This is a genomic window from Allorhizobium undicola ORS 992 = ATCC 700741 (genome assembly GCF_000621665.1).
Classification (GTDB): Bacteria; Pseudomonadota; Alphaproteobacteria; order Rhizobiales; family Rhizobiaceae; genus Allorhizobium; species Allorhizobium undicola.
Genome location: NZ_JHXQ01000005.1, coordinates 202,342 through 215,625 on the forward strand (window position 1 = coordinate 202,342; position 13,284 = coordinate 215,625).

General features: G+C 61.7%; 11 protein-coding genes. 9 read left to right on the forward strand and 2 right to left on the reverse strand.

What is annotated here, in order from left to right; translation table 11 throughout:
• Positions 1-17 precede the first annotated feature (17 nt).
• Complete coding sequence (locus tag T424_RS0108025; protein ID WP_154664840.1) at positions 18-470, forward strand: hypothetical protein; 453 nt, start codon at positions 18-20, stop codon at positions 468-470.
• Between the two features lie 73 nt (positions 471-543).
• Here the strand turns inward: T424_RS0108025 and T424_RS0108030 are convergent, their stop codons facing one another.
• The gene (locus T424_RS0108030; RefSeq protein WP_027487279.1) at positions 544-1,557 is read right to left on the reverse strand and encodes a 1-aminocyclopropane-1-carboxylate deaminase; all 1,014 of its coding nucleotides are present in this window, start codon (positions 1,555-1,557) and stop codon (positions 544-546) included.
• Positions 1,558-1,717: 160 nt separating this feature from the next.
• On the opposite strand from T424_RS0108030, the gene T424_RS0108040 reads away from it, so the two are divergent.
• A complete protein-coding gene (locus tag T424_RS0108040) occupies positions 1,718-2,182 on the forward strand; it encodes an Lrp/AsnC family transcriptional regulator (protein ID WP_027487280.1) in 465 nt (154 codons plus the stop codon).
• A 3-nt stretch (positions 2,183-2,185) separates the two neighbouring features.
• On the opposite strand, the gene T424_RS0108045 is transcribed toward T424_RS0108040, so the two are convergent.
• On the reverse strand, positions 2,186-2,851 hold the full coding sequence (locus T424_RS0108045) for a GntR family transcriptional regulator (protein WP_027487281.1): 666 nt from the start codon (positions 2,849-2,851) through the stop codon (positions 2,186-2,188).
• A 253-nt stretch (positions 2,852-3,104) separates the two neighbouring features.
• On the opposite strand from T424_RS0108045, the gene T424_RS0108050 reads away from it, so the two are divergent.
• The 7 genes from T424_RS0108050 to bcsA all read left to right on the forward strand — a co-directional run bounded on the left by T424_RS0108050 (position 3,105) and on the right by bcsA (position 13,262).
• Complete coding sequence (locus tag T424_RS0108050; RefSeq protein WP_027487282.1) at positions 3,105-4,358, forward strand: NRAMP family divalent metal transporter; 1,254 nt, start codon at positions 3,105-3,107, stop codon at positions 4,356-4,358.
• Positions 4,359-4,373: 15 nt separating this feature from the next.
• On the forward strand, positions 4,374-5,141 hold the full coding sequence (locus tag T424_RS0108055; protein WP_027487283.1) for a LamB/YcsF family protein: 768 nt from the start codon (positions 4,374-4,376) through the stop codon (positions 5,139-5,141).
• A gap of 7 nt (positions 5,142-5,148) precedes the next feature.
• A complete protein-coding gene (locus tag T424_RS0108060) occupies positions 5,149-5,955 on the forward strand; it encodes a putative hydro-lyase (RefSeq protein ID WP_037066957.1) in 807 nt (268 codons plus the stop codon).
• A gap of 7 nt (positions 5,956-5,962) precedes the next feature.
• Positions 5,963-7,573: a 5-oxoprolinase subunit B/C family protein gene (locus T424_RS0108065; protein ID WP_027487285.1), complete on the forward strand. Its 1,611-nt coding sequence runs from the start codon at positions 5,963-5,965 to the stop codon at positions 7,571-7,573.
• A complete protein-coding gene (locus T424_RS0108070; protein WP_027487286.1) occupies positions 7,570-9,336 on the forward strand; it encodes an acetyl/propionyl/methylcrotonyl-CoA carboxylase subunit alpha in 1,767 nt (588 codons plus the stop codon). The genes T424_RS0108065 and T424_RS0108070 overlap by 4 nt, the downstream gene beginning before the upstream one ends.
• A 604-nt stretch (positions 9,337-9,940) precedes the next feature.
• Positions 9,941-10,852: a cellulose biosynthesis protein BcsN gene (bcsN, locus tag T424_RS20460; RefSeq protein ID WP_051558853.1), complete on the forward strand. Its 912-nt coding sequence runs from the start codon at positions 9,941-9,943 to the stop codon at positions 10,850-10,852.
• Between the two features lie 229 nt (positions 10,853-11,081).
• Entirely contained in the window at positions 11,082-13,262 is a 2,181-nt protein-coding gene (bcsA, locus tag T424_RS0108080; protein WP_027487287.1) for a UDP-forming cellulose synthase catalytic subunit, read from the forward strand.
• Positions 13,263-13,284 lie beyond the last annotated feature (22 nt).

A 13,284-nucleotide genomic window follows, 5' to 3' on the forward strand; every position in this document is an offset into this window, starting at 1 on the left:
AAGTGAGTTGTGAGTAGATGCCGCAAATAATGCCTTCCATTGCCACCTTTCACGCGAAGATTGAAAGCTTCTGTGAGGTGCGCCTTGCCCCTGTTCTGGGCAAGCAAGATTATAACAACCTGAGCAGCTATATGCTGGGCCTGACCATGCGCCGCGCGCTGCCGCCGCTTCATGCGGGGCGCCTGAACTGGCGCGAAATCGGTGCCACCTGTCAGTTGAGCGAGGAAGGGCTGAAGGTCGCCAAGCGCGAAGCGCGCCATGGCTTCGAAGCCCTGATGCGTTGGATCAACGGCCCGAAAAAGCCGAAGCAGGCCATCAAGCCTGTGGCTGTCGTGGCTGCCAAGCCCTTCACGCTGCGCCCGGCCCAGCCGCTGCGCCGCCCGCTGGAAAAGCCCGCCGCCAACGGCAACACAATTGCCAAGCCCGCAGCCCAGCCGCTGCGCCGCGTGGCCGGTGGCAAAAGCTATTGATCGAGTGGAGATTTTCTCTCGCATGACCCTGAAAAAGGCGGCTTTCGGGCCGCCTTTTTCGTTTCAGGACAGGTCAACCATTGCGGAAGGCGTAGCCATAGCCATTCAGCGCCGGTGCGCCGCCAAGATGGGCATAGAGAACCTTGGAGCCCTCCGGGAAATAGCCCTTCTTCACGAGATCGATCATGCCCTGCATGGATTTGCCCTCATAGACCGGATCGGTAATCATGCCCTCCAGCCGGGCAACGAGACGGATTGCCTCCTTGGTCTCCTCCGATGGCACGCCATAGACGGGATAGGCATAATCCTCGATCAGCACCACATCGTCTGCCGTGATCTCGCGGCCAAGCTCCACCAGATCGGCGGTGCGCCTTGCAATCTCCAGCACCTGGGCGCGGGTCTTTTCCGGCGTGAAGGAGGCATCGATCCCGATCACCCGGTCGGCGCGGCCATCCTTGGCAAAGCCCACCGTCATACCGGCATGGGTGGAGCCGGTAACGGTGCAGACAACGATATAATCGAAGCGGAAGCCAAGCTCCTCTTCCTGCTTGCGCACCTCTTCGGCAAAGCCGACATAGCCGAGCCCGCCATATTTATGCACTGAAGCACCGGCGGGTATGGGGTAAGGCTTGCCGCCCTTGGCCTTCACATCCTCGATGGCGTCTTCCCAGCTCTTGCGGATGCCGATGTCGAAGCCCTCATCCACCATTTGCACATCCGCCCCCATGATGCGCGACAGCATGATATTGCCCACGCGGTCATAGACCGCATCCTCATGCGGCACCCAGGATTCCTGCACCAGACGGCATTTGAAGCCAATCTTGGCAGCGACCGCCGCGATCATGCGGGTGTGGTTGGACTGCACGCCGCCGATGGACACCAGCGTATCGGCATTGGAGGCAATGGCGTCGGGAATGATGTATTCCAGTTTGCGCAGCTTGTTGCCGCCATAGGCAAGGCCGGAATTACAATCATCGCGCTTGGCGTAAATCTCAACCTTGCCGCCGAGATGGCCGGTAAGGCGTTCAAGCTTTTCGATGTGGGTGGGACCGAAGGTCAGCGGATAGCGTTCGAATTTTTCCAGCATGGTCTTTCCGGTGTTGCAGGGTGGAAACCGGAAAAAGCCTAGCGAAACCGGGCTGAAACGTCCTTTCTATTTTGATGTTCAGTTTGCAGATAAAATCCGCTATTTCTTCTCATATTATCTGAAATGATCCACCGGGAAGCAAATTACGAAAGAGGTTTTCATGACGGAACCGCTTGACCGTATCGACGTCAAGATTTTGCGCCTGTTGCAGAAGGATGGACGGCTGACCAATGCGGAACTGGCGGAGAAAGTGGCGATCAGCCCCGCCACCTGCCATCGCCGTACCCAGAGACTGTTTCGCGATGGTTATCTTGCGGGCGTGCGCGCGCTGGTCGATCCGGCCAAGGTCGATCTTGGCACGCTGGTCATGGTTGGCGTGGTGCTGGACCGGTCCACGCCGGACAGCTTTGCCGATTTCGAGGCCGCCGCCGCGAAACTCAATTGCGTGCTGGACTGCCATCTGGTGGCGGGAGATTTCGATTATTTCCTGAAGATCCGCGTCGGCGGCATGGCCGATTTCAACCGCATTCATGGCAGCCAGCTGATCGCACTGCCGGGCGTGCGCCAGACGCGCACTTTTTTCGTGATGAAAGAGGTGGTCGATAACCGCCCGCTGGATTTTTGAAGTTTACTTCGCCATATCGCCGCTGCGGGCAAAAGCCGCCAGCACCATGCGTTCGGAGCGCTGGAGATAGGCATCGAGTGCCGCGGCGGCGGCTTGCGGCTTGCCCTGAAGCAGGAGGTCGAGGATCTCGCGATTGAGCGGCACGAAGGGTGCGTGAAGCAGTTCGGGATCGGCCAGAAGACCGAAGCTCAGCCGCAATTCCGCAGCGATGCGGGCGTAGAAATCATTGAGGCGATGGCTGTCGGCAAGATCGACAATGGCACTGTGAAAGCGCATATTGGCGCTGCCCACACCCTGCCAATCCTTCGCTTCAAGACAGTGACAGGCCTCCTCCACCGCCTCGCTCATCTGCCTGACGGCCGGATGATGGGCAAAGCCCTGCTCCAGCGCCCGGCATTCCACCAGCCGCCGCACGCGGTAAATGTCGATGATCGAGGCCATGCTGGGGGTGGAAACGAACACACCGCGATTGGCCTCGTGCCGCAAAAGCCCGTCCTTGGTCAGCAGACGAAAGGCCTCGCGCAGCGAATTGCGCGACACATCGAGCCTTGCGCTGAGTGCTGCCTCCGAAAGACGCTGACCCGGCGTCAGCTCGCCTGCAATCAGCCGGTCGCGGATCTGGCCCGCCAGCCGCTCGGCAAGGGAAAGCGTTTCGGTCTCTTCGGTCATCGCGCGGTCCTGTTGTTGCCGGGACTATTGCCTATGCCCCGATGAGCGGCAAGGGAGCCACCGCGAGCCGCCCGTCTTTGCACAAGCAATGCGCAATGGCTGACCATGTCCTATGCATCGCGCTGCACAATTAGGCAATATTGCAGAGCAATATAGAATTATTGTTGAACAATCTTGACGAAAGCGCTGAACGTGGCAAAGTCATGGCCACAGCATCCGCGAGGGGCGGATGACGAGAACAAGGAGCAAGGCCATGGAGCACACGCCGGCAGACGCAAACAGCGACCCGCAGACGGGCAGCCGAAAAACCAGCCGCAACGCGCTGATGGCCGCGATTTTCCTGATGGCGACCTCAGCCATCGGCCCCGGCTTCATTACCCAGACCGCGACCTTCACCGCTTCGCTGGGGGCCGCCTTTGCCTTCGGCATTCTGGCTTCCATCCTCATCGACTTCGTGGTGCAGCTCAACATCTGGCGCATCGTGACGCTTACCCGCCGCCGGGCCTCCGACATTGCCAATGCAGCCATTCCCGGTTCCGGCTATCTGCTGGCCGTTCTCGTCATTTTCGGCGGGCTGTTCTTCAACATCGGCAATATCGGCGGCAGTGGCCTTGGCCTCAATGCCATGCTGGGGCTCGATCCGAAGATCGGCGGCGGCATCAGCGCGCTGATCGCCATCGGCATCTTTCTCTCACGCCGCGCCGGTCTCTTGGTGGACCGCTTCATCATTGTTGCGGGCGTGATGATGATTGCCCTCACCCTGTTCGTCGCCATCGTTTCCGGTCCGCCGGTGGGACAAGCCCTTTACGAGACCTTCCTGCCGTCCACGATCAACTTCGCCGCCATCGTGACCATTGTCGGCGGCACGGTCGGGGGCTACATCACCTATTCCGGCGCCCATCGGCTGCTGGACAAGGGCATGACGGGGCGTGAAAACCTTGCCGCCGTCAACCGCGCCGCCCTCACGGGCATTGCCGTGACAGGCCTCATGCGCTTCGTACTGTTCCTTGCCATTCTGGGCGTCGTGTCCGCAGGCCTTGTCATCGACACCTCCGGCAAGGGTGCAAATCCCGCAGCACAGGCATTTCAGGCCGCGGCAGGCGATCTTGGCCTGCGCATTTTCGGCGTCATTCTCTGGGCAGCCGCTATTACCAGCGTCATCGGCGCGGCCTATACCTCCGTATCCTTCCTCACCGTCTTCAAGCAGGATATGAGCGAACGCGCCCGCAATGTCGCGACGGTGATCTTCATCGCGGTATCGCTGTTCTTCTACGTGGTCATCACCACGCCGCCTGCCCAGATGCTGGTTTTCGTCGGTGGCCTCAACGGCCTTATCCTGCCCATCGGCTTCTCCATCTTCATCTATGCCGCGTGGAAACGTCAGGATCTCATGGAGGGCTACACATATCCGGCATGGCTGCTGGTGCTCGGCGCCCTCACCGCTGGCCTTACATGGTATATGGGCTACAAGGCCATCGGGCCGATCTTTGCCCTGCTCGGTCTTTGACAAACGGAGGAAGACATGCCCGCCATCGATCTCAACAGCGACCTTGGGGAAAGCTACGGCGCCTGGCGCATGGGCGATGATGCCGCCATGCTGGCCGTCGTCTCCAGCGCCAATATTGCCTGCGGTTTTCATGCCGGCGATCCCGCCGGGATCTATCGAACGGTAAAGGCCGCCGCCGAAAGGGGCGTGGTCATCGGCGCGCATGTTTCCTATCCCGACCGGGTCGGCTTTGGCCGCCGCGATCTGGATGTCACCAGCGAGGAACTGATCGGCGACGTGATCTACCAGATTGGCGCGCTGAAGGGCCTTGCCGCTGCCGCAGGCACCACGGTGCGCTATGTGAAGCCGCATGGCGCGCTTTACAACCGCATTGCCCATGACCCGAAACAGGGCCAGGCAGTGATCGATGCCATCAAGGCCGTGGATGCCTCGCTGGTGCTGATGGGTCTTGCCAATGCGCCGATCCTTGCCCTTGCGCAGAAATCCGGCCTGAAAACCGTGGCGGAAGCCTTTGCCGACCGCGCCTATACCCCGAAGGGCGAGCTTGTCTCCCGCCGCGAGGCAGGTGCCGTGCTGCATGACCGCGAAGAGATTGCCGCCCGCATGGTGCGGCTTGCCCGCGAAGGCAAGCTGGAAGCCGTGGATGGCAGCATCATCGCCATCGAGGCGCAATCCATCTGCGTGCATGGCGACAGCCCCGACGCGGTGGCGATTGCGCAAACCATCGCGGCGCGGTTCAAGGCCGAAGGCATTGCCGTTTCCTCTTTCCTTCCAACCCATTGAGGCTGCCATGACCGATCTGAGCCATCTTGCCCATGTCGATGCGGAGGCAGCACGCGCCGCCCGCAGCCGTTACCGCGCAGGCGCCGTGGAGCCGACGGCAGGCGTTGCGCCGGGCTTTACCCAGGCCAACATGATCGTGCTGCCGCGCGACTGGGCCTTCGACTTTCTGCTCTATGCGCAGCGCAACCCGAAAGCCTGCCCCGTTCTCGACGTGTCCGATCCCGGCTCGCGGCACACGCAACTGGCCAGGGACGCCGATCTTGCCACCGACCTGCCGCTCTACCGCATCTGGCGCGACGGCAGACTTGTGGAGGAAACGGCGGATGCCAGTGCGGCCTGGGGCGAACACCCCGATCTCGTCAGCTTCCTGATCGGATGCAGCTTCACCTTCGAAACGCCGATGCTGGAGGCGGGCATCGAGATCCGCCACATCACCGACAAGACCAATGTGCCGATGTATCTGACCAATCGCGCCTGCCGCCCGGCGGGGCGGCTGACCGGCAATATGGTCGTCTCCATGCGGCCCATTCCGGCAAGCCGCGTGGCCGATGCGGCAACGATTTCCGGCCGGTTTCCCGCCGTGCACGGTTCACCCGTGCATGTGGGCGCACCGCAGGACATCGGCATTGCCGATCTTTCGAAGCCGGATTTCGGCGATGCCGTGCGCATCGAGCCCGGCGAAGTGCCAGTGTTCTGGGCCTGCGGCGTCACCCCGCAAGCCGCCGTGATGGCCTCGAAAGTGCCCTTCGCCATTACCCATGCGCCGGGGCACATGTTCATTACCGATATTCCCGATTCCGTCTATCACGCCTGAGGCCAGGATGCGCATTCTTCCCGTCAGCCTGACGACGATCCTTGTGGAACTGGCCGATCTCGACGAGACGCTGGCACTTTTCGCCTCGCTTGAAGCAGCCCCCGTTGCGGGCATCGAAGACATGGTGCCTGCCGCCCGCACGGTGATGATCCGCTTTCGTCCGGAAACAATCAGCGTCGGGGCACTGGCGGCCGAAATTGCCAGCCGCGATCTATCGGCGAAAATTCCGCCCTCCGACAGGCTTGTCGAAATTCCCGTCACCTATGACGGCGAGGATCTCGGCGATGTTGCCGATCTCACCGGACTTCCGGTGGAAGAGGTCATCCGCCGCCACACGGAGAGTGTTTTCACCGTGGCCTTTTGCGGTTTTGCGCCCGGCTTCGGCTATCTCGTCGGTGGTGATCGGAGGCTGCATGTGCCGCGCCGCAAAAGCCCGCGCACGCGCATTCCGGCAGGGTCGGTGGCGCTGGCCGGGGCGTTCAGCGGTGTCTATCCGCAGGCAAGCCCCGGCGGCTGGCAATTGATCGGCTCGACGCCGCTGAAAATGTGGGACATTGGCCGCGATCCCGGCGCGCTGTTCCAGCCGGGCTACCGGGTACGCTTCATCGACATGGCCAGGCAAAAGACGGTCATTCCCGTCGAGGCTCCAAAAGCAGCACCGGACCCCATACCGCAAGACGCCCCGCAGCTCAGGGTTTTGGCCGCACCCATGCCGCCGGTCTTTCAGGATCTTGGCCGGTTCGGCCAGACGGGTCAGGGCGTCTCGGCCTCCGGCGCGCTCGATCGGGGGAGTTTCAATGCCGCCAACCGCATTGTCGGCAACCCGTTCAACACGCCAGCACTGGAAGTGACCCTTGGCGGATTGGCCTTCGAGGTGAATTGCCGCGCCGTCATCGGCCTTGCCGGTGCGCCCTGTCCGATCAGCATTCGCGACGCCTCCGGCCAGACGATCGACGCCGCGCCATGGCAACCGGTTCCGCTGGAAGCGGGTGATGTCGTCACGCTCGGCCACCCGCCTTGCGGTATGCGCGCCTATCTTGCGGTGCGCGGCGGCTTTGCCGTCAAACCCGTGCTGGGCAGTGCCGCCACCGATACGCTGGCCGTGGTGGGGCCGGAGCCGGTAACGGTTGGAACCGTGCTGGCGCTGAAAGGCCATTGCGAGGGTCTTTCAGCCGTTTCCACTACAGAAGCCCCCGCCTTCGCCTTTCCCGCCATGGGCGAGGAGGTGGTGCTGGACGTGGTGGCTGGGCCGCGCACCGACTGGTTTACCGAAAAAGGGCTTGAAACGCTGACAGGGCAAAGCTTTCAGGTCACGCCGCAATCAAGCCGCGTCGGCATCCGTCTCGGCGGCGACGTTGCCATCGAGCGCAAGGACAGTGCCGAGCTGCCAAGCGAAGGCACGGCCACCGGCGCCATTCAGGTGCCGCATAGCGGCCAGCCGGTGCTGTTTCTGGCCGATCATCCGCTGACCGGTGGTTATCCGGTCATCGGGGCGGTGGCCGAATATCATCTTGACCTTGCCGGTCAAATTCCCGTTCACGCCACGATCCGTTTCCGGCCTGTCCGCGATTTTGCCGAAATCCAGCCAGAACAAAAACAGGGAGGAGAACCCCGATGAAAAAAGTGCTGATCGCCAATCGCGGCGAAATCGCGCTGCGCATCATCCGCGCCTGCCGGGATCATGGACTGCAATCTGTGGCCGTCTATGCCGACCCGGATGCCGAGGCGCTGTTCGTCAAACATGCCGACGAGGCCTATGGCCTTTGCGGCAGCCTTCCGGCGGAAACCTATCTGGACATCGAAAAGCTGATCGCCATCGCCAGACGCTCCGGCGCGGATGCCGTGCATCCGGGCTATGGCTTCCTCTCCGAACGGGCGGAATTCGCGCAAGCCGTGCTCGATGCCGGGCTGATCTGGATCGGTCCCCGGCCAGAGGTGATCGAGGCGCTGGGCGACAAGGTGAAGGCCCGCGACATCGCAAAATCCGTGGGCGCACCCCTGGTGGCTGGCAGCGACGGGCCGGTTTCATCGGCTGCCGAGGTGGTGGCCTTTGCCGAGCGCCATGGCCTTCCCGTGGCGATCAAGGCTGCCCATGGCGGCGGCGGGCGCGGCCTCAAAGTTGCGTGGAAGATGGAAGAGGTGGCCGAGCTTTACGCATCCGCCGTGCGCGAGGCGAAGGCCGCCTTTGGCCGGGGCGAATGCTTTCTGGAGCGGTTTCTGGATCGTCCGCGCCATATCGAGGCGCAGATTCTGGCCGATACGCATGGCAATGTCGTGGTGATGGGCACGCGGGACTGCTCGCTGCAACGGCGAAACCAGAAACTGGTGGAAGAGGCTCCGGCGCCCTTTATCAGCGATGAACAGCGCCGCCAGATTCATGACGCCGCCAGGGCCATTTGTGCAGCGGCCGGTTATACCGGCGCGGGCACGGTGGAGTTCCTGCTGGGCGCGGATGGCACCATCTCCTTTCTGGAGGTCAATACGCGGCTACAGGTGGAACATCCGGTGACGGAGGAAACCACCGGCATCGATCTCGTCATCGAACAGTTCCGCATTGCCGAAGGCCTGCCGCTCAGTCTCACCGAAACGCCCGCGCCACGCGGCCATTCCATGGAATTTCGCATCAATGCCGAGGATCCGGGCCGGGGCTTTCTGCCGACGCCCGGCAGGATCTCGGCTTTTCAGGCGCCCTCCGGCCCCGGCATCCGGCTCGATAGCGGCGTGGAGAGCGGCTCCGCCATTCCAGGCCTTTACGATAGCCTCGTCGCCAAGCTGATTGTCACCGGCGCGACCCGCGAAGAGACCTTGCGGCGCGCCCGCCGGGCGTTGAGCGAATTCACCATCGAAGGCGTGGCAAGCGTTCTGCCCTTCCACCGCGCCGTGCTGGAGGAAAAGGACTTTACCGGCGAGGACGGCTTCAAGGTGCATACGCGCTGGATCGAAACGGATTTTGCGCCGGGGCTGGCGGCCATGGCCCGGCCGGACCCCCTGCCGCAGGACGGATTGGTGCGGATGGTGCTGGAGATCGATGGCAAGCGGCACCGCATTGGCCTGCCGCCCGCCCTGCTCGGAGGACTTGCCGGAATGGGAACCGGAATGGGAACCGGAATGGTAACAAGGCCGGATCACGCGACCGGAAAAAATGCCTCCGCGCCCGCAGCCCCTTCGGGCGCCGTGATCGCTCCCGTCTCCGGCACCCTGCAATCCTACAAGGCCGAGGCAGGCAGCCGGGTGAAGAAAGGCGACCTGCTGGCTGTGATGGAGGCCATGAAGATGGAAACCCAGCTTCTGGCAGACGCCGACGGGACTTTCGAGCAGGACGCCAAGGCCGGAGACTATATCGAGGCGGGCAAGGTTCTCGGGCGAATCACCCCTCAGTAACGGAATTTCACGCCAGAAATGGAGGTGCGGCCAGCTTGGGCGCACCTCTTCTGCTCCGGCCCGCCTGGGGCCAAGGGCTTTTCCACACTTCAATTCACCAAGACCGCCGCACAAGAGCAGTTCACTGTTCAAAGGAAACGATGGACCACTCTAACCGTTTGTTTTTACGCAATTTCGGACGAAATCCGGGTTCCACTTTTTCCGGAACAATGCATTGGTGGACCAGAGCCCGACGCCATGGAAGATCATTGTTTGCGCCTGCATAATTCCTTGGACCGGAACCAGCTTCAGGTAATATTTATCATTTATATTCAAAGCATTAAAACGTTCTTTGTCCGTTTGCGAAACCGCGCGGCGAGATCATTTGGATTTTCCCCTTGCCGTTTCCGGCAGCAATTTTCCCGCCCAAAAACGGACTGTGGTTCCTGACGCCCGACGCTTCCGCTTCCATTAACTAATAGTTAACTATGCGAGACATAAACAGGTAGAGTCCGGCTTTCAACCGTTTGGAGATCGGACAGGCACCGCGCAACCGGGAATGACGCAATTTCGCCGGATACGGCAACGCCCATGGCAAGCAGACGGATTTTCGCAGGCGGACTGTATGGAAGCCCATTTTTCACCCCGCCGGCATCTGCCGCTTTGCACCGCTCTTGCGGTGCTGTTGCTTTCCGGCTGCGCCAGTCAGCAGGTGGCGAAGCCACTGGAGAGCGTGCGCATGGTGGAGGCCGATCGGGCCATGATCCTGCCGCCACCCGGCAGCCATTCGGTCTCCGGGGTGATCGAGAAAACTGCCGGAAACCTCACGGAACAGCGGGTTCTGCTGGCGACAAATTCCAACGTGCCGGGGCAGAACTATCTCAACATCAGGCTTTATGGCTCAACCCCCGCCGGCGAGGGCGGCAGCCACCGTGGCTTGAGCGCGCCCGGCCTGCAAAGGGAAGCCTATAATGCCACCAATGGCGTGGCATCCCAGCCTTCCGCCCTTTTCATGCAAAACAGCTACGGGCCTTTCGGCTTCGCCTCAGGCAAGGGGCCGAGCGGCGATCATTGCATCTATGGCTGGCAGCAGATCAGGAGCCCCGAGAACCAGCGGTCCTCCCTTGGCAATCTCGGCGTGGTGGACATCCGGGCGAGACTTTGCGACCGGCAGGCGGGCGAGAACGAATTGTTGAAAACCATGCTGGGCTATACCGTCACCGGGGCTTACGGCTCTGCCGCATGGAACCCCTATGGCGCACCGAGATCGGCAGAGGCCGTGCTGGCCGGCACGGCGCGCCCGGCCTCCGCAGCATTTTCTCCATCCATCCCCACAGCGCCCGTGGCAGCACCCCACCCCGCAAGACCGGCCGCGCCGAAGCCGGCCGCAAGCCCGGTGCCCGACAGCATGGTGGAGCCCGTGGCGAAAGGCCCGCCCGTTCCCCTGCCTCAAGCCGCAACTGCATCGCAACGGGACAGTTCCGCGCCCAAGGCAACCACCACGCCGACCGTTGTGGTACCGCTGCCGACGCAATGAAGGGTTGATCTGCCGGTGTGAAAGGCGATCATTGGCAAGGCGTGCGAGACCCATGCTGGACATGAGGATCAGAAAGGAACAAATCATTTAAGAAATATGAAATAAACATGTCCTCACATACCGGCAGGAAAGCAGCGTGCGACCGCGCCGCATTGGCCAGATCAGGAATGGCTGCAACATGAGTTGCAGGCCGCCCGCCCCTTGCGGGGCGGTAAAAGGAGCAGATCGAATGAATTTGATCGTCAATTCCGTATTGGCAGCGCTGGCGGCATTCGGCCTGCTTGTGCTGGCCACCTTGCCGGTGAGCCTGCAAACGCAGCTCATTGCCAGCATAGCGGTGGTTTCGGTCATGGCGGTCATCAAGATCCTCAAGGCAGATGGCGTCTGGCGGCTGATTGCGCTGTCCTTTGGTGCAGTCATCGTGCTTCGCTATGTTTATTGGCGCAGCACCAGCACCATTCCGCCGCTGAGCCAGCCCGAAAACTTCATTCCCGGCATTCTGCTTTATCTGGCCGAAATGTATAACGTGCTGATGCTGGGGCTCAGCCTGTTCATCGTGGCGCTGCCTCTGCCCTCGCGCCCGTCCCGCAAGGAGGCCATCACGGATTTTCCAAGCGTTGACGTCTTCGTTCCCTCCTATAACGAAGACGCCCTGCTTCTGGCCAACACGCTGGCTGCGGCAAAGGCCATGGATTATCCGGAAGACAAGCTGACGATCTGGCTTCTCGACGATGGCGGCACGGTGCAAAAGCGCAATGCCCACGACCTTCAGGACGCGCAGATTGCCACCGCCCGCCACGCCGAATTGCAGGAACTGTGCCGAGAGCTTGGCGTGAACTACCTGACGCGGGAGCGCAACGAACACGCCAAGGCCGGCAACCTCAATAACGGACTGAAGCATTCCTCCGGCGACCTCATCGCCGTTTTCGACGCCGACCATGCGCCCGCCCGCGACTTTCTGAAGGAAACGGTGGGCTATTTTGCCGAGGATCCCAAGCTTTTCCTGGTACAGACCCCGCATTTCTTCATCAATCCCGATCCGCTGGAACGCAATCTGCGCACCTTCGACACCATGCCAAGCGAAAACGAGATGTTCTACGGCATCATCCAGCGTGGCCTGGACAAATGGAACGCCGCGTTTTTCTGCGGCTCGGCGGCAGTTCTGTCACGCAAGGCGCTGAACGCCACGGACGGCTTCAGCGGCATCTCCATCACCGAGGACTGCGAAACGGCGCTTGCGCTGCACAGTTCCGGCTGGAACAGCATCTACGTGGACAAGCCGCTGATTGCCGGACTGCAACCGGCCACGTTCGCCAGCTTCATCGGCCAGCGCAGCCGCTGGGCGCAAGGGATGATGCAGATTCTGCGCTTCCGCTTTCCATTGCTGAAACGCGGGCTGAGCCTGCCGCAGCGCCTGTGCTACATGTCCTCCACCCTGTTCTGGCTTTTCCCCTTCCCGCGAACCGTCTTCCTGTTCGCTCCCCTTTGTTACCTGCTGTTCGACCTGCAAATCTTCACCGCCTCGGGCGGAGAATTCATGGCCTATACATTGGCATACATGCTGGTGAACCTGATGATGCAGAACTATCTCTACGGCGCCTTCCGGTGGCCGTGGATTTCCGAGCTTTACGAATATGTCCAGACCGTGCATCTGCTGCCCGCCATCGTTTCGGTGGTGCTGAACCCGCGCAAGCCGACCTTCAAGGTGACGGCCAAGGACGAATCGGTGGCCACAAGCCGCCTTTCGGAAATAAGCCGGCCCTTCTTCGTGATTTTTGCCGCCCAGCTCATCGCCGTCGCCATCACCGTTTTCCGCATCTATGCCGAACCCTACAAGGCCGATGTTACGCTCGTGGTCGGCGGCTGGAACATGATCAACCTCGTGATGGCGGGTTGTGCTCTGGGGGTGGTGTCGGAGCGCGGCGAGCGCGCCTCCAGCCGCCGCATCCGGGTTCGCAGGCGCTGCGAATTCGGCTTTGACGGGCAATGGTCTCCCGCCTCGATCGAAGACGTCTCTGTGCGGGGCGCAAGGCTGAACGTGTTCAGCCGCCGGTTTGCCGAAATGCAGCCGGGCGCGGTGGCCGAGATCCGGATGCGGCTGCACGGCCGCGAGGAAATGGCAACCCTTCCGCTCATCATCCGCAACACCGAACAGCAGGGCGAGATCCTGGCCCTGGGCTGCCAGTATATGCCGCAAAGCGCCAAGGACCACCGGCAGATCGTCGATCTCATCTTCGCCAACTCCGACCAGTGGAGCGATTTCCAGAAATCACGTCGCAAAAATCCCGGCCTCATTCGCGGTACGGTGTGGTTCCTCGGCATGTCGCTGTTCCAGACCAGCCGGGGGCTGACCTATTTCCTGCGCAGCCTCAAGCCGCAGCGTTCGGCAAGGGAGGGGACAAAGCCATGACCCTTTCCAGAAAGCTGCGTCT